Here is a 16,552-nt window from a genome sequence, read left to right on the forward strand (position 1 = left end):
TCCAAAGCCAGCCCCCTTCCCGGCTCTCATCTTGAATCAGATCACGCCGCCAAGGGGAATCCCTAACGATTCAGTTCGTGCAGAAAACGCTCTAGTTGCGGAGGAAACGGAAGATGTTGCAGAAAAAGGGCAGGAGATTACCAATCTGGAAAGGCGTCCTCAGTGGGCGCGAGGTTTACGCTCAGACCATCGCGGAACTGCTCCGCAAGGAGCATGGCGACAGCCATCGGGCCGTCAAACAACTCATGCGCCAGACGGATGCAAGCGAGAGAACTGTCAAGCATTGGCTTTCAGGGCAGCACGGGCCGGATACCGTGTATTTCCTGCGCCTCGTAGTTTCTTCGCCTGTAATCCGGGCCTTCGTTCTCGGCCTGATTGAAGGCCCGGCATCGAGGCGAGCGCCTGATCAGGTGGATCGGTATTCTCTGGCGAAAGCAAAAGATGCCTACGCTGCTGGTGAAGCGGCTTTCGAGCCATCAAACCGGGGAAACCGGCAAAATGACCCTGAAGATGACCCTGATCGTGACCCAATAAATGACCCTGAAAGGGTGGAGCTCAATGAGCGGCAGCACTGGTTTCTGACGAAAGTCGCGGAAGGTGACCGATGCGGCGCTACTGAAATCATGGCGACGTGGAAGGTGAGCTTGAAGACGGCGCGGCGGGACATTCGTGGCCTCCAGCAGGCGAAGCTACTGGTGTATGTCGGCTCTCGACGCAAAGGGCGGTATCGTCGAACTCACGGGCAATGAGTTTAGGTACCGGCAAGCGTGGCTTCGACTATAGTGCGATCTGTTTCTCGATCTTCACCAGCTCGGCCTTCCAGGCATCGCCATTGGTCTGGCGTTCCCGGTTCAGCCAGTTCGTCTCCTCTGCGCAATCCTATCGATTGAATTGTGATTGACACATGTATGACCCTGAAAGAACCAACACATATAACAATAGATCGTAGCCCAGTGGCCACCGCAGTCGGACGGCTGGCATAATATGGCCAATGTTATTGAGCAAAACGCGCCAGTCGCCGCCGCACCTCATTTGCGGGCAATCTACATCGAGGATGGGCGAATAGGCTGCTTAGGCCTCCATGTAGGCGATCGAAGCCTACATGATTGCCGTCCGCAAGTTGGTCGAAAATCCAGAGAACACCGTGCATATCGACCTGCTCGGCGACCGCCAGTTCGCGTAGCGTGCCGTCGCCGGTCAGCAGTCCCCAACCCCGGGACTCGGCGATGGCGAACGCGAAGGTATCCGGAACCGAGAGCCGGCTATGCTGACGATTGACGGCGGTCGCGCGTCGCAACTCGACGGGTGTAAGCTCTTCTATTCGCAAGCCTAGCTCTATCAGCCTGTCGCCGAGTTCACCGGCAAGCTCCCTCGCGTAAAGGAGATCAGGCACGGTAAACTCGAACGGCAGGAGAAACATCGCCTCAAGCAGGGCAGCCCTTTCGAGGTCTATCAGGACCGATGTATCTGAAACGAGAATGGTCACAGGTCAAACCGCCACCTGATCCAGTCGCTTGTCAAGCTCGCGCACGGAAATGCCAAGAAGTTCGGCCGCCCGCGACTCCCCGATGACACCTTCGGCAAGCGCGCGGTAGCATAGACGCTCGAAGCGATGCGGTTCCTCCATTTCAGGAGCCAAGCTCTCCGGCTCCTCATATGGAGCAGTCCGCCATCCCCGTTCGGCAAATATCTTGAACAGTCGAGCGCAGGCTGACTGGTTGATGATGCCGAGATCCTTGCAGCGGTAGGCGAGCGCCTGAATGCTCACACCAAAGCGTTTTTTCAGAGCGACCAGTTCGCCGATACTGATCGACGAGCGGTGGGCGCCAACTTCCGCGCGCAGAACGTCGGCCGGTATCAGGAAAGCCCCAGCGAACCGATGCGCGGCCTTCTCCTCATCAACCCCATCCGAGGGGGCGATGACCATGTGGCCGAGTTCATGAGCCAGATTGAACCTTTTTCGCTCGGACCACGTACTCCGCTTGACCACGATCACGCGCGCGGCGTCCCGCTCCTTGCGGCGCACTTTGGCGGCAAGGCCATCGACATTGTCGAGGTCGAGCGAGAGTACCTTGATCCCACGCTCTTCCAGAAGCTCGGCAAGCTGAGGGATTGGATCATTGCCAAGACCCCAATCCTCACGAACGGAGCGGGCGGCGTCCTCCGCATCGCGAATCTCGGCGACCGGATGCGGCGCGCTACGCGGCTGTTCCCATTCGACGCTTCGCATATGAAGCAGGTCTTCCACGGCCAGATAGCGCTCCAGCATATGTATGGCGTGCGCCTCCAGGGCAGCCTCCTCCTTTGAGGACGTGCCGACCTTCTTTCGAAAATCCACACCCTCTAGCGAAAGTTCGTCCTCGCTCAGCAGGTATTCCTCCGAAACGTGGAGCGCCTTGGCGAGCGTGATCAGGACGCGCGAACTCGGCATATCCTCGTTTCGCTCGTATTTACCAATGGCCTGAGCGGAGACGACTCCATCCATCGCATCGGCAAGCGCGCGCAGAGAGAGGCCTGACGCGGATCGCGCGACCTTGAGCTTATTTCCGATCATGGCGGTCTCCTTGCGGTGTTCGGTTTCCATGTTTATGATATGGGATCAATTTTGTAAACTGAAACTTCTTGAAATAGCGTTTATTGCTCCCCATCTGGATGGCTATAGTCGGAAAGTCGATAATTTTGTAAACCGTTTGCGTCGATGCGGGGGCTGGCCTGTTCCCGGTCGTTTCGATCAGCATCAGGCCCGCAGGAACGATCATGGCTCTCACCAATACCGAGCTTCGCAACTACGACAGCAATGTGCTCCGCCTGCCGGCGGACAAACGCAAGGAATATCATGCGCAGGTCGATCGGCTGATCGATGTGTTGCGTAAGAGCGTCAAGGACAAGACCGAGATCAAGATCACCAAGGTTGTGAAGGCGGGGTCATTCGCCAAATTCACGATCCTGCGCAAGACGACCTATGATCCCGTCGATGTTGATGTCGTTTTTTACATCTCGGGGCGGGATGCCAGCAAGGAAACGCTCGATAGCCTCAGTGCAACGATCTACGATCTGCTGATCAAGATTTACCCCAACAAATCGGTCGAAGATTTCGAGATCCAGCGCAAAGCGGCAACCGTGACCTTCGTCGGCACGGGATTGAGCGTCGACATCGTGCCGGTGATCGAGGACGAGAACCGTCCGGGCTATGGCTGGCAGTTCGACATTCATGACGGCTCGAAGATCCAGACCTGCGCCCCCTGCCAGATCCAATTCGTGCGCGACCGCAAGAACCACGACGGTGATTTCCGCACCTTGGTTCGCATGGCCAAGAAATGGCGCAACTATGCGGAGATCAAGCCGCTCAAGTCCTTCGCCATCGAACTCATCATGGCACACGTACTCGCCATTCAGGGTAAGGATGGCAGCATCGAACAGCGCTTCCGTAACTTCCTTCTCTACATCGCGCAGAGCGGCCTCAAGGAGCAGATCAGCTTTCCGGAGAACACGCTGCCGCTTGGCACCTTTTCCGACCCGGTGGTGATTTTCGATCCCGTCTATAGCCTGAATAACGTCACCAGCCGGATTTCCGAGGCGGAGCGGCAGGAGATCGTCGCGGCGGCGCAGGAGGCCTGGGAGACAGTAAACTTTGCATCGGTCGAGGACGACGATGCGGTCTGGAAAGAAGTCTTCGGGCCGGGTTTCAAGGTGGAGGATTGACATGAGCCAGACGAGAACGGCTTCGGCCACCTATACGACGACGGATATTGAGAACGTGGCGCGGCGAGTGCGGGCTGACCTCGCGATGATCGCCGACAGCACTGGCGCATGGACGCCGCAGAAAGCCGCCGACTATGCCCACGATATCGAGGTGCTCGCCAAGGCGGGCTATCTCGCATGGGTTGATGTGACCTTGCTTCAATATGGCGTCGAACTGAAAGCCGTTCGCTTCGATGTCGATACCGATGCGGGAACGTTGAGCACCAGCCGTCCGGGCGGGGTGTTGTGGCCTCGTGTGAACGGCGCCGATCTGCGGATCGTCATCAGCTACACCGATGCCTATACAAGCGCGGCGCGTGAAGCGACACGTGGCAAACTCAGAATCGGCTGGACTCCAACGAGCGCCGATACCAGCCATTCTGGCCTCAGTTCATCCGGAGGTCGCAACTATGTCAGCAGTACTTACGGGATGCAGAGGAAGGATTGGGCCGCATGAGCCAGGCGAGCATTTTTGACAGCGAAATCGCGCTTCCGAGCGATACCCTAGCCAAGCGCGAGAAAACGCTGCTCGGCTTCGATCAGCGCTACCTCCGCGTTCACGATCAGCTTCGTCTCCTGCTGAATGTCGGCGCGCTCGGCGAGTGGAACAGGAAACATCATGGCGGCAAGCTTGTGCTGTGCGATCTCGCCGCCGAGCAATATCCGCTGGTGATTTTCCACGGGGATGTCGGCACCGGCAAGACGGCTATGGCGGAATGCATCGCTAACCGCCTAGTGGCCGAGGCACGCAGTTCGGATTCGATACTGTTCAAGCTGTCGAACCGGGTGCGCGGCAACGGCATGGTTGGCGAGATGGGCACCCTGATCGCCGAAGCCTTCCGGAAGGTCGCGCAGTCGGCCGGAAAAACCCGGCGCGCGATCCTGATCATCGATGAAGGCGACAGCTTGGCGGCGTCCCGCGCGCAGGATCACAGCCATCATGAAGACAAGGTGGCGGTGAACACGCTGATCCAGGGAATCGACGATCTCAGGCAGTATGGCGGGCGGGTCGTCGTGATCCTCTGCACCAACCGCCTGTCGGTCCTCGACCCGGCCTTGCGTCGGCGTGCTGCTATCATCGAGATGTTCGCCCGCCCCAGCGATTCTGAACGCCGGCAGCTTTTCCAGATGGACCTTGCCGGTCTCGGACTTGCGCAGCCGCAACTCGGCGAGTTGACGCGGCTGACCGGCGCGCGGGATCGCCATCCATCCTGGACATACTCGGACATTCGCACCCGGCTCTATCCTGCGGCACTTGCCAGGGCCTATCCTGACCGGCCCTTAAGCTTCGAGGACCTGACGACGGTAGCCTCCACCCTTCATGCGTCTCCTGTCATGGAGGACAAATAATGGCCCGGTCTCCTCTGTACGGACGGCGCATCCACATTTCCGGCAGTGTCGTAAACGATCTGACGCTCGCACCGACGGCCGATGTTGAGGCCGCACGCGAACTGATCGCCCTGCTGGTCAAGGAACTGGTCAAACGTGGCGCCAACTTCGCCATTCCCGTCGATGCTGAACCCAAGCGGGACGTCGATGGGCTGCCTGTCTGCTTCGACTGGCTGGTCTGGAAAACGGTGAAGGACAGTCTCATCCATCGACCCCAGAATGTGCCGGGGCCGTTCATTGTCGCCGTGCAGCACCACAAGACCGAGGAGCAGATACCCGAAGAATATCTCGATCTGTGGGACGAGCTTCGAGCTTCGCAACTGATCAAGATCGAGAGCGCAGCCTATTGGAACATGAACAGCAAGCGCATGGAGGCGCAGGCGCGTTTTGGTGACGTGCTGATTGCACTCGGCGGCGACGAAGGGGTTTTATACCTAGCGAACCTCTACCACGATGCCGACAAGCCTATCGTACCCTTGAACGTTCCGATCGGGGCTGAAACGAAGGGTGCGCGCCGGCTCTACGCCTTCGGTCTCGCAAGTGCTCAAACGCGCCGCCTGTTCCAAATTGCCGATGACGGCGATGCGCATGACTGGATCAACCGCATCGGCTTCCCGAAACGGCAGAGCATTCCAGATCGCGTGTCAGCCGTGATCGATCTGCTCGAATCTCTCGACCGCCCCAAGGCGTTCGCCGTGCGCCTCTTGAACCCCGACCATGAGGACTACGCGAGTGTGCAGGATTTTTTTGGCGTGGTGGCGAAGCCGGTGCTCGAGGATGAACTCGGATACCGTCTGATCGTTATCGACGGACGGCAAACCTATGATCATGCGCGGATCGATCAGGAAATATTCGCCAAGCTCCATCGTAGCAGCGTTGTCCTTGCCGACATTACCGGTGCCCGGCCAAACTGCTTTCTTGAACTGGGTTATGCGTTGGGACGCGGTCTGCCGACCATGGTCACCGCGCGAGAGGGTGCGAACCTGCCGTTCGACATTGCGACCTTTGCCGGTCATCACTGGAAGACCGCTGGCGGTGTTGATGAGCGCAGGCGCGCCTTCCGGGAGCATTGGAACGCCATTCGCAATCGCCCGACGCTCGTTCCAACGGAGCCTTTGATCTCATGACCAACCCCCGCGAAATATTCGTCTCGGTCGATGTCGAGACGTCAGGCCCAATTCCCGGCGAGTATAGCCTGCTGTCGATCGGTGCCTGCTCCGTCTTCGATCCGGACAACGGCTTCACCGTGGAGGTCAAACCCATCAACGACAAGTTCGACGCGAAGGCGCTGGAGGTTACTGGGCTTTCGATGAAAGACATTAGCCAGCGGGGGCTCGATCCCGCAGCAGCGATGAAGGCATTCTCGGACTGGCTGGCGACGTTGGCTCATCCGGGTGAAACGCTCGTCTTCGTCGGGTTCAATGCGCCGTTCGATTGGTCTTTCGTGAACTACTACTTTCATCGCTTCACGGGTGAAAACCCGTTCGGATTCACAGCTTTGGACATCAAGGCGCTGTACATGGGAGCGACGCGCTGTTCTTGGAGCGATACGCGCTCCAGCAAGATCGCGGAACATCTCAAGCCCGATCTTTCTGGTACACACGAAGCTTTGCGAGATGCTCAATATCAAGCGGAGATATTTCGTTTGATATGGCGTGACCTCATGAGCTCACTTTAAGCTGTAGTCTGTCGAGTTCCTCTCGCATTGCTTTTGTTGCAACGATCTGGTGTAAACTTCTTCCATGAATTTTGTTCATATCACCATTTCTGCCCGCTTGGCCCACGGTGATCTCGTCGCCGCCGACGCCGCCCTTGAAACCGGCCCTACCGATGACGGCGTCCGGCTTATTCTGGTGAAACAGCTCCTGGTGTCCTGCGCGAACGTCACCGATCTCGAACTGATCTGTCGTGCACTCTACAAGGATCATCCGGCGATTTCCGAGATCATCACGCCCCATCGGCGCAGCTTCGAATTCGCCAAGTACATCCGGAACATCGCGGTTGGTCACGTCAACCCCGCGCTCAGTCAGAAGACCCTCGAATGGCGGCCCGAGCTCAATGCCGTTCTGACGCAACCTGGCGCGCCGGCCGAGGCGTTTCTGGGCTACGCGGTGTTGGAGAGTGCGATCAACACCTTCGTGGATGGCGAACGGCACCGTATCTTTGACAGCGATACCGACCTGGCTTACCCGCCAGACCTGACCCGATTCCTCAATTTCCTAGGGTCGACCGTGCATGTCGGGATCGCTTACTGCGCTGCGGTGGCCGCCGCTGCGCTCGAGCATGCCAACCTGCCCGACTTCAACGAGAACTGGCTGGAGTTGTCCGCGAAAGCGGGCGCCACTGATTTCGCCTTCATTACGCGCAAGGGTTAGTGATGGCTGACGATTTGGACCACCTCGACGACCTGCCGAAGCGTGATGCCAATCATGTCACGGAGGAGAAGGCGGAAACGGCCTTCCAGGCACGCCTAGCGGCGAGTGGTCGCTTCATCCTCCAACGCGCCGACCGCAAGGACTATGGAACGGACTGTGAGATAGAAGTCGTCAATCAGGAGCAGGCCACCAACATCAGGGTCCACGTGCAGCTCAAAGGGACCGAACGCCCGCTCAACGCGGATGCCTCTCTCAGCATTGAGGTCAGCCGCTCGAATCTGAATTACCTGCTCATGCACCCGCACAGCTTCTACGCCGCTTATCATATCCCGACGTCGTCGTTGCGCATCTGCCCAGCGGAGACTGTTCTCCACCAATACGAGCACGCGGGAAAAAATTGGACCCACCAGCAATCGCTCACCGTCAATTTCACTGACGAACTGACGAACGCGCGGCTGGATCGGCTGGCCACTATGGCTAGATCCGCGGCGCGGGCGGCGCGCGATCGTCGGATCGAGCAGACCCTGGCGGCGCCTAGCGACGTTGCTGGCCTCGTTCGGCATGGTATTCCGGATATCCATGTTCCGGACGATCCGGCCGTGGCTAGCCAACTCCTTGCGCACCTCTACGATCAGGACGCCGACACAGTGATCAGTGCGGCCTTCGATCGATTCGCAGCAGTGCTCGGGGTGGGCAACGAACCCATGGGCCCCGCTTACATGGCTGAGGTCAACCTGGGGATGGCGGGGTTAAGTCGGTCGCGCGCCCGGATCGAAGACGCCGTGAAGTTTTTCAGGAATCAGCTCGACTTGGGCCGCTACGAGCCGGGCAGCCTTCACTACACGATCGGCAACGCCTTCTCGGCGCTCGGCCAAGAGGAAGACGCCAAGGCCGCCTATGAGGCGGCTCTCGCCGATCACGCGTTCGCCAATACGCCGGAACTGGCATCCAAAGGCCATAAGAACATCGGGACGAGCTTTGAGCGGCTCGGAGATGAGAAGCGAGCAGTTGAGCACTATCGCGAAGCCTTGCGGCTGAGCCCGCACCTTCCTGAAGCTCACAATGCCTTGGCCCAATTCTACGTGCGCCACGGCGAGTGGAAGCACGCCCTCGCGCATCTGGATCAGGCCGTCTTCACCGACCCTACGCGCGCCAAGGCGGCCGGCGTTGCAGGGTGGAGAGCCAACGTGCTCTTCAACATGGGAGAGGGGAGCGCGGCGTTCCGTGAGATCAATGGCCTCCTTGTCCAGGCTGACTGCGAGCCATGGATCTGGCCGTTTTTCGCACGGCTGGTGGCGAGCTTCGGTCGGACAACGGCGGAGAACGCGCGCCAAGCGCTGGGCTTCTGGCACCGCTATGTCGGCGCCCACCCCGACACCTCCGGAGGCCGTCGCGAGCTACTGTTGGCGACCTTGTACCTGCGAGCGGAGGGAGAGGATGTTCGCCGGACCTACGCGGAGTTCCGCGCCGAGTTCGATCGCCAAATCGAGCACGTCGACGACAAGGATGAAGTCGCCTTCTTATGGGATCGCCTTGGGCACTGGGCGCAAGATGAAGCGGACTGGGCCGAGGCCGAGTTCTGTTTTCGGAAGGCCTACGATCTGGCGGGCGGTCACTACGGCTACTGTCTCGGGACCGCCCTCAACTTTCTCGGTCGGTTTGAAGAGAGCCTGCCAATCTTGCGCGAACAGGCCGAGCGCATCCAGCCTGACGCCATGAGCTGGTTTCAGCTCGGCGCGGCCTACGGCGATCTTGGCCAGTCCGCGCAGGCCATCGACGCCTATGAGAAGGCTCTCGCGCTGGATCCCGATTACGACTTGGCGATGTTCAATCTCGGCGGCGCTCACTGGAACAGGGGGGAGAAGATTGAGGCTTTGGCAATTTGGACGACGGCCATCGACCGCTTCCCAGATCACGAGCTCGCTGCGAAACTCCGAAGTGATATGCCGGCCTTCTTCCCACCTCACCAAGATTAACGAAGCCTACCTACATAGGAGTATGTAGCGTAGAAACGGCGGCGTACCTGCATGTGCCCTGTTGATCGGGCATGCGGAACCATCCTCGCAACCCAAACGCCTCTTAATGAGCTATCCGATTGATGATAAAGGAAATAGATGCTCATCTTGTGCGGCAATCGGCGGTATTTGCAGGACCGCGCGAGATTCGAATGTATTCGTGGAAACCGTCCAACTGGCGTAGGTTAAACTGACACCTCAAGGGAATGGCGGTCTCGTAGGCTGCGAGCCCCCGCAACCATCTGAACTTGCGATGCCAACGCATCACGAACCCCAGTCCGGAAACGGGCTGGGGTTTTCGTTTGTCCGCTGCCCGACGCCACCGTCAGGATGCCGGCAAGATCGCCCCGGACATCGATCTGGAGTCCTTTGTCGGAAGGTGTGAGAATGATCGCCTCGATCAGCGAGCGGATCACCTCGGCTGCCTCCTGGCGCTTCTCGTCCAGTTCAGAATGCAGCATATCGTGCAGGCGCGCGAGCTGCCGGTGGTAGAACTCCGCCATCTGCGGATGGAGCAGGGGAGGCGGCGCTTCGGCGGTGGCGAGGAATTCCTTGAGTTCTGCCTTGCGGGCTTCGAGCTTCGATCCGCGTTCCTTGACGGTTTCGATCGAGATCGCTTCTGAAAGATAAAGATCCATCAGGCGCTGGATGTCGCGTTCCACCCGCTTCAGTTCCGCCTCTGATGCGCCGATGTCGGCGGAGGCTTCCATACGCAGCCGGTTCATCTCGGTGGTGAAGGCTGTGCAGAACTCGGCGAACAGGTCCGGATCCATGAGGTGGTGACGCAGGGCGTCGAGCACGCGTCGTTCCAGTTCTTCCCGGCGCATATTGGTCCGGTTGTCGCAGGTGCCCTTGTTGCGTGCTGTCGAGCAGCCGAGTAGTGCGCCGGAGATCATGGAATAGCCGCCACCGCAGCAGCCGCATTTGCTCAGACCGGAGAAGAGATAGCGGGGTCGGCGCTTCTCGCGGAAATGGTCGGGCGATGACGTGTCACGTGTGTCCCGGCTGGCACTGACGCTGGCCTGCCGCGCCTTGACCGCATCCCACAACTCCTGATCGACGATCCGCAGGTCTTGCACCTCCTGGATCACCCATTCGGATTCCGGGTTCATCCGTGCCTGGCGCTTGCCGGTGTCGGGATCCTTGATGAAGCGCTGGCGGTTCCAGACCAATTTTCCGACATACATCTCATTGTTGAGGATGCCGGTACCGCGCGCCCGGTTGCCGGTGATGGTCGAGAAGCCCCAAGCACCGCTGCCTGGGGCTGAGATGCCTTCGTCGTTGAGACGGAAGGCGATGGCGCGCGGTCCCAGCCCGGATGCGAAGTCGCGAAAGATGCGACGGACCACGTCGGCTTCCGTTGGATTGATGGTGCGGTCGCCCCGGATGGGCTCGCCATTGGCGTCGAGCCTGCGCACAACATCATAACCATAGGCGTTCCCGCCGCCGGATTTGCCCTGTTCCACCCGCTCGCGCAGGCCGCGATGCGTCTTCTCGGCTAGATCTTTCAGAAACAGGGCGTTCATCGTGCCCTTGAGGCCGACGTGAAGGTGGGACACCTCGCCCTCAGAGAGGGTGACAATCCGCACACCGGCATAGTTCATGCGCTTGAAGACGCCAGCGATATCTTCCTGGTCGCGGGAGAGGCGATCCATCGCCTCGGCCAGCACGATCGCAAAGCGCCCGCGCTGTGCATCCGCGATCAGCGCCTGGATGCCGGGTCGCATCAGCGATGCGCCAGAAATGGCGTGGTCGGTATACTCCTCGACGATGGTCCAGCCCTGTTTCTCCGCGTGGGTGCGGCAGACGCGAAGCTGGTCGGCGATCGAAGCGTCGCGCTGGTTATCGGAGGAATAGCGGGCGTAGAGCGCGACCTTCATGACGAGGCATCCCTTACGGTCCGGAGCGGCGGCGCTCCTGTTGTTGCGACCGGAACCAGTCCCGTGCCGCCCGACGGGCCATGAGGCGGGCGAGCGCCACGAGACGCGGGTCAGGGGTATTGGGGCGTAGGACGAGCCGTAATTCGGGTTCGGGTGGCCGATACGCCGGGGCAATCGACTGGCTGGGTCTGTCCGTCATCGTTGCTCTCTTCCGACCGTATGGCAAGGAAAACAGACACACGATCCGGACAGATGGCTGTTATTTCAAAGGAAATCCGCATTATGGAGGATCGTGCATGGGCGTGCTCCAGCGTGCGGAATCGTAGTTATGGGTAGTCCCGGATACAGGCGCGTCGTACAAATACTGGCGTAAGACGGCGTCACGAAAGGGGAGGGTGGATCATGAACGATGTGGGAATGCCGCTCTTCCGACAGCGCGGATGAACGGGCGCGCCTCCGACTCCTCGCCCATGGAGACGCTGGCGGGACTGGTCGAGCGGGTGACGTTCCACAATGCCGAGAACGGCTTCTGCGTTCTGCGGGTGAAGGTGCGGGGGCAGCGCGATCTGGTCACGGTTGTCGGCCATGCCGCCATGATCTCGGCGGGCGAGTTCGTGCAGATGTCGGGGCGCTGGTTCAACGATCATACCCATGGGCTGCAGTTCAAGGCCGAGTTCCTCAAGGCTGTTTTGTCCATTGGCATGGCTTTCCCGAGTTCGTCCCGATCGCAGCCGCGCAGAGACATAGACGCTGCTCCATGCTCATAGATCCATCGCGTTTTAATGGCTCGGCCGAAGTCCTTGCGCGGGCATCGGGTCGCAATCCCTAATCGCCTCTGGCGGGACCCCATATCAAATTTCTTTATACGCAAATCGTCGCATATTTATGTTGCTTTATAAGGTCATATTTTTTATATGACGTCATATGGCAAACAAAACCTTCCCCTCCCCTGTTCAGGTTAAGGCAGCTCGCGCATTGATTGCGTGGACTCAGGCACAATTAGCGGACGAAGCCGGCGTCGCCGTGTCGACGGTGGCTGATTTCGAGCGAGGGGGGCGCACTCCCGTCGCAAATAACGCTCAAGCAATTACATCTGCCTTGGAGCGGCAAGGTATTCGTTTTACCGAGGGTGGTGCAGTAACTGGCAGCACAACACGGCGACCAACATCTTTCGTTGGAGCTGGGCATGTATTGCGCTGGATTACCGCTGAGGACCTTTCGCAATGGGCAGTCCGTCGTGATGGGCCTGCAGCATTGCCCGAGTTGATCAGTCGTTTGCTCGTGGTGAGTTGCGGGCCCATGGCTATACGGTTCCCATCGGATGAAAGTATTCAGCATGCGGGGTGGGATGGCATTTGCGTAGCGACTATTGCAACGCAGTTTGTTCCGGAGGGCCAATCGGTTTGGGAACTCGGTGCCCAACGGCAGAAGATCGCACATAAGGCGGAAGAAGATTACGCTAAACGGTCCGTCAAGCCACTCGGGGTCGTGCCGGCAGAGACCTGCTATATCTTTGTCACTCCACATCGTTGGCCCAAAAAAGACGAATGGGCTGCGGCAAAGCGTGCGGAAGGAGTTTGGCGGGACGTTCGCGTTATTGATGGAGATATGCTTGTTCATTGGCTGGAACTGCATGCCGGGGTGGCGGAATGGTTGGCAGTCCGGATGGGGCGTCGTCCGCAGGGTGTTAGAAGCGTCACCGATGCGTTTGAGGAATGGTCATTGGCGACAAAATTTCCTCTCACATGCGACATCGTGAAAGCTGATCGAGACGAAGAAGCAACCCAAATTCTGCGTTGGCTTTATGCCGAGCCAAGCGTTCTGTCAGTGCAGACCGAAGCCGTCGATGAGGCAATCGCCTTTCTTTACGCCGCGATCGAGCCTTTGCCAGAACGTGAACGCCTCTATTGGCTAAGTCGGACTCTTGTCGCGGATTCTGAGGCAGCCGCCCGCGAACTAGCAGGGTTGAATGCTAAGCTGGTTATCATCTTAAGTGGTGGCGATCCTGGTCTTGCCGCGCGTCTTTCGCGGGAAGGACATCATGTCTTTGTTGCGTTTGGTTCCGATGTCGGGACGCCGACGACAGTAATTCGTCTGCCGCGAGCCTGGCGACACACGATTGAAGTGGCGCTGACTGATGCCGGTCTACCTGAACAGGAAGCTAAGAAGTATGCACAAGCCGCTGGACGAAGCCTCGTAATATTGCGCCGGTTGATGCCAAAAAGCCCCGTTCGTCAACCTGACTGGGCCAAGCCACCTGTGTCGCGCGCCCTTATGGGAGCCGTGCTGGCGGGAGCATGGGATCGAGACAATCCTCTAGATCGCGCAATACTTTCGCGTTTGACGGGACTCGATTACGATGCGTTAGAAGTGGGGATGGTGCCGTTTGCGGCAGCGCTCGACGGACCGATGCGTCGTTCCGGGTCAGTCTGGAAACTCGCATCGCTGCGCGATTCTTGGTTTTTGTTGGCGGACCAAATTACCCCAGCGTTGATGGACCTTTTTATAGCTGTTTTTCGCGAAACCCTGAGTGCAGCTGATCCGGCGTATGACGACCCTGAGCAACGTTGGCGCCTTGATCGCAGCGCTCCGAAGCAAGTCTCGTCTAATCTACGGCGCGGCCTCGGCGAAGCAATGATTGCGCTCGGCGTCTATCCTGAACGCGCTGAGGGTATTCCCAATGCTGCTAGTCTCGCATCGCATGCTGTTGAAACATTGCTGACTCATGCGGACGGACGAGGCTGGTGGGCACTGTCGCGTGATTTTCGACGCCTTGCTGAGGCAGCACCTGATGCTTTCCTTGAGGCTATTGATAAAGCCCTCAAGCTTGGTCCGAGCCCCTTAAAGCCTCTTTTTCGCAGTGACGAGGGGCTGCTTGGCCCCAGCGAGTACCTTTCTGACCTTATGTGGGCATTGGAGATCCTTTGCTGGAGCACTGATTATGTAGGGCGTGCAGCTATGATCCTCGCGCGGCTAGCGGATGTGGATCCTGGTGGACGCATGCAAAACCGCCCATTTGAGAGTCTTACTCGCATTTTTCTGCCATGGCATCCGGAAACTTATGCCTCAGCTACTGAGCGCATTCAGCTTCTTGATCAGATCGTTAGGAAATGGCCAAACGTTGGGTGGAGGCTTCTATGCAGTCTGGCATCGAGGGAGCAAGGTGTCGTTTTCCCGTCAGCCAAGCCTTCATGGCGTGATTTTTCAACGAATGAACCTGAACCCGTCACTTATGGAGAGCTGTATGCGATGTACCGCGCGATCGGAGACCGTTTGCTGGCAGCTGCAGGTAACGAGCCCAGTCATTGGGAGAATCTAATCGGATATTGGTCCAATTTTGAGCCTGAATGGCAAGCGCGCGCCGTCCAGAAACTCCGTGCGGCTGTGGCAATTTTTGATGCGGATGCACAGGTTGCTTTTCGCGATATGCTCCGGGCATTCATAGCCAAGCATGAAGGTTTTTCTGACGCGGATTGGGCGATGAAGGGTGACCAACTGAAGCCGCTAAAGGAAATTTTTGATTTTCTAAAGCCAAAGTGTGCAAAAGAGGAATTCGCGTGGCTGTTTAACGACGGGTATGTCGATCATTCCCCTAATTTGAGCTGGGATGAACATCAAGCTCGGCGCGAACGTAAACAGATTTCTGCAGCGGAGGCGATCATTGCTGAGTCCTCGCTAGAAGAGGTCGTCGATTTCGCCTTATCTATTAGGCAACCAAGCGTGTTCGGGTTCGCGGCGGCTTCCAGCGAAATTGTTGAGGAGCATAAGAATGCCCTCCTTAAGGAAGGATTCCAACGTGGTCTTGCGAATGCTGAACAGTTCAGCCGAGGGCTGTTGTCTGGTCTGCTGAAGCTTCATGGTGAAGAGCCAATGTATGCTCGGTTTCGTTCTGCAATCGACGCGCATCGGCCACTTCATGAACTTCTTGCAATTGCATTTATTCTCCCCCCGGAAATATCTACTTGGTCGTTAGTTGCCGAGGCTGGTGTCGACGTTGAACATCGTTATTGGAGTGGATTAAACAGCCTTGCAATACCTGAGACCGCATCTCTGGATTTCGTTATTGATAAGCTACTCAATGTGAATCGAGGAAAAGCGGCACTACAATTTATTGCCGGGAAAGTACGTATACCTGTGTCGTCGCCGCTGGTTCTCAAGGTATTGCGCCATCCGTCTACAGTCGGGACATCAGGAAACACAGCGGACGAAGATAATAACGGAATGATTTCTTGGTATACTGGAAAGATGTTCGAACGCCTCGATCATGCTGATGATTTCGATAAATCAGAGCTAGTTTTGCTAGAATGGACGTACTTTCAGGCTCTGCGGCATTCTGAGCGGCCACCACGTAGCCTACACAAAGCTCTTGCTGAAGATCCTGAATTTTTTCTTTTTTTGTTCAAGACACTTTATAGTTCGACAAATGAGAATGAGCCGGAATTGACGAGCGATGAGCGTGAACGTGCAAACATTATCGCGTCGCAGGCATTTCACGTCCTCAATGACTGGAAACGTGTGCCAGGCAGCGATGATGATGGTAAGATTGATGCGCCAAAGCTCGCTGCATGGGTGGCTGCTGTCCGTGCGGACTGCGCGGCGTCAGGTCGCGTTCAGATTGGGGACGAAAAGATCGGTGAGATTCTATCTGCGACAGCACGTGTCAAAGACAAACCGTGGCCGCCAGAAGCGATTTGCGACATAATCGAAGATGTTGCCAATGACGACTTAGAACGGGGTTTTATTATAGGCCTCTTCAACCGTCGTGGCGTTACGACACGCATGCCTACGGATGGTGGTGCTCAGGAGCGTGTTTTGGCCCGTCGCTATCGTGATGATGCAAAAGCTCATGCTTTGCTCTGGCCTCGCACGCGGGCTCTTTTGGAAAGGATCGCGTCGCAATATGAAGCGGACGCCAAATTCGAGGATCAAACCGCTGAGCAGGGGGACTGGTGATAAGTTAAGTCGTGTATGAAAATGATAATCGTAATGGAAATGGGTTGCTGAGTTTTTTTAGACGCGTTTTGTAGGTCTCCTAAATTGAACCCGGTCGGGAATATCTAGAGCGTTTTCTGCACGAACTGAATCGTTAGGGATTCCCCTTGGCGGCGTGATCTGATTCAAGATGAGAGCCGGGAAGGGGGCTGGCTTTGGA

Annotated in this window: 13 protein-coding genes and 1 pseudogene; 10 read left to right on the forward strand and 4 right to left on the reverse strand. The window is 57.7% G+C overall.

Annotated features, from left to right (window positions below):
• Nucleotides 1-113 precede the first annotated feature (113 nt).
• Nucleotides 114-749 (forward strand): Fic family protein, encoded by a 636-nt coding sequence (locus EDC31_RS15720; RefSeq protein ID WP_081797559.1) that lies wholly within the window; start codon nt 114-116, stop codon nt 747-749.
• A 245-nt stretch (nt 750-994) separates the two neighbouring features.
• Here the strand turns inward: EDC31_RS15720 and EDC31_RS15730 are convergent, their stop codons facing one another.
• Both EDC31_RS15730 and EDC31_RS15735 read right to left on the reverse strand, forming a co-directional pair.
• Entirely contained in the window at nt 995-1,486 is a 492-nt protein-coding gene (locus tag EDC31_RS15730; RefSeq protein ID WP_042058395.1) for a PIN domain-containing protein, read from the reverse strand.
• Between the two features lie 3 nt (nt 1,487-1,489).
• Nucleotides 1,490-2,554 (reverse strand): helix-turn-helix domain-containing protein, encoded by a 1,065-nt coding sequence (locus EDC31_RS15735; RefSeq protein ID WP_042058403.1) that lies wholly within the window; start codon nt 2,552-2,554, stop codon nt 1,490-1,492.
• Nucleotides 2,555-2,757: 203 nt separating this feature from the next.
• On the opposite strand from EDC31_RS15735, the gene EDC31_RS15740 reads away from it, so the two are divergent.
• The 7 genes from EDC31_RS15740 (at nt 2,758) to EDC31_RS15770 (ending at nt 9,481) form a co-directional block, all read left to right on the forward strand.
• Entirely contained in the window at nt 2,758-3,702 is a 945-nt protein-coding gene (locus tag EDC31_RS15740) for a CBASS oligonucleotide cyclase (RefSeq protein ID WP_042058392.1), read from the forward strand.
• A gap of 1 nt (nt 3,703) precedes the next feature.
• Nucleotides 3,704-4,198, forward strand: a complete 495-nt coding sequence (locus tag EDC31_RS15745; protein WP_186820019.1) for an HORMA-1 domain-containing protein — start codon at nt 3,704-3,706, stop codon at nt 4,196-4,198.
• The gene (locus EDC31_RS15750; RefSeq protein WP_042058390.1) at nt 4,195-5,091 is read left to right on the forward strand and encodes an AAA family ATPase; all 897 of its coding nucleotides are present in this window, start codon (nt 4,195-4,197) and stop codon (nt 5,089-5,091) included. Before EDC31_RS15745 ends, EDC31_RS15750 begins: the two co-directional genes overlap by 4 nt.
• Nucleotides 5,091-6,257: a hypothetical protein gene (locus EDC31_RS15755; protein WP_042058387.1), complete on the forward strand. Its 1,167-nt coding sequence runs from the start codon at nt 5,091-5,093 to the stop codon at nt 6,255-6,257. Before EDC31_RS15750 ends, EDC31_RS15755 begins: the two co-directional genes overlap by 1 nt.
• Nucleotides 6,254-6,808 carry a 3'-5' exonuclease gene (locus EDC31_RS15760; protein ID WP_042058385.1) on the forward strand — a complete coding sequence of 185 codons (555 nt, stop codon included), beginning with the start codon at nt 6,254-6,256 and terminating at the stop codon, nt 6,806-6,808. The genes EDC31_RS15755 and EDC31_RS15760 overlap by 4 nt, the downstream gene beginning before the upstream one ends.
• A gap of 64 nt (nt 6,809-6,872) precedes the next feature.
• Nucleotides 6,873-7,505, forward strand: coding sequence for a hypothetical protein (locus EDC31_RS15765; protein ID WP_042058381.1), 633 nt, complete (start codon nt 6,873-6,875; stop codon nt 7,503-7,505).
• A 2-nt stretch (nt 7,506-7,507) separates the two neighbouring features.
• Entirely contained in the window at nt 7,508-9,481 is a 1,974-nt protein-coding gene (locus EDC31_RS15770; protein WP_081797558.1) for a tetratricopeptide repeat protein, read from the forward strand.
• A gap of 224 nt (nt 9,482-9,705) precedes the next feature.
• On the opposite strand, the gene EDC31_RS15775 is transcribed toward EDC31_RS15770, so the two are convergent.
• A complete protein-coding gene (locus EDC31_RS15775) occupies nt 9,706-11,400 on the reverse strand; it encodes a recombinase family protein (protein ID WP_042058379.1) in 1,695 nt (564 codons plus the stop codon).
• Nucleotides 11,401-11,413: 13 nt separating this feature from the next.
• The gene (locus EDC31_RS15780; RefSeq protein ID WP_081797560.1) at nt 11,414-11,599 is read right to left on the reverse strand and encodes a hypothetical protein; all 186 of its coding nucleotides are present in this window, start codon (nt 11,597-11,599) and stop codon (nt 11,414-11,416) included.
• A gap of 241 nt (nt 11,600-11,840) precedes the next feature.
• Between EDC31_RS15780 and EDC31_RS15790 the strand changes: the two are divergent.
• Nucleotides 11,841-12,086: pseudogene (locus EDC31_RS15790) on the forward strand (YrrC family ATP-dependent DNA helicase); the annotation flags it as partial.
• Between the two features lie 238 nt (nt 12,087-12,324).
• Complete coding sequence (locus EDC31_RS15795) at nt 12,325-16,353, forward strand: helix-turn-helix domain-containing protein (RefSeq protein ID WP_042062363.1); 4,029 nt, start codon at nt 12,325-12,327, stop codon at nt 16,351-16,353.
• The last annotated feature ends 199 nt before the right edge of the window (nt 16,354-16,552 follow it).

This window comes from Acidomonas methanolica (assembly GCF_004346035.1).
GTDB lineage: Bacteria > Pseudomonadota > Alphaproteobacteria > Acetobacterales > Acetobacteraceae > Acidomonas > Acidomonas methanolica.

What these genes read in the sequence shown, in the direction of transcription:
- EDC31_RS15720 (WP_081797559.1), top strand. Translation starts at nt 114, where the DNA reads ATGTTGCAGAAAAAGGGCAGGAGATTACCAATCTGGAAAGGCGTCCTC.
- EDC31_RS15735 (WP_042058403.1), bottom strand. Translation starts at nt 2,554, where the DNA reads ATGATCGGAAATAAGCTCAAGGTCGCGCGATCCGCGTCAGGCCTCTCT.
- EDC31_RS15740 (WP_042058392.1), top strand. Translation starts at nt 2,758, where the DNA reads ATGGCTCTCACCAATACCGAGCTTCGCAACTACGACAGCAATGTGCTC.
- EDC31_RS15745 (WP_186820019.1), top strand. Translation starts at nt 3,704, where the DNA reads ATGAGCCAGACGAGAACGGCTTCGGCCACCTATACGACGACGGATATT.
- EDC31_RS15750 (WP_042058390.1), top strand. Translation starts at nt 4,195, where the DNA reads ATGAGCCAGGCGAGCATTTTTGACAGCGAAATCGCGCTTCCGAGCGAT.
- EDC31_RS15755 (WP_042058387.1), top strand. Translation starts at nt 5,091, where the DNA reads ATGGCCCGGTCTCCTCTGTACGGACGGCGCATCCACATTTCCGGCAGT.
- EDC31_RS15760 (WP_042058385.1), top strand. Translation starts at nt 6,254, where the DNA reads ATGACCAACCCCCGCGAAATATTCGTCTCGGTCGATGTCGAGACGTCA.
- EDC31_RS15765 (WP_042058381.1), top strand. Translation starts at nt 6,873, where the DNA reads ATGAATTTTGTTCATATCACCATTTCTGCCCGCTTGGCCCACGGTGAT.
- EDC31_RS15770 (WP_081797558.1), top strand. Translation starts at nt 7,508, where the DNA reads ATGGCTGACGATTTGGACCACCTCGACGACCTGCCGAAGCGTGATGCC.
- EDC31_RS15775 (WP_042058379.1), bottom strand. Translation starts at nt 11,400, where the DNA reads ATGAAGGTCGCGCTCTACGCCCGCTATTCCTCCGATAACCAGCGCGAC.
- EDC31_RS15780 (WP_081797560.1), bottom strand. Translation starts at nt 11,599, where the DNA reads ATGACGGACAGACCCAGCCAGTCGATTGCCCCGGCGTATCGGCCACCC.
- EDC31_RS15795 (WP_042062363.1), top strand. Translation starts at nt 12,325, where the DNA reads ATGGCAAACAAAACCTTCCCCTCCCCTGTTCAGGTTAAGGCAGCTCGC.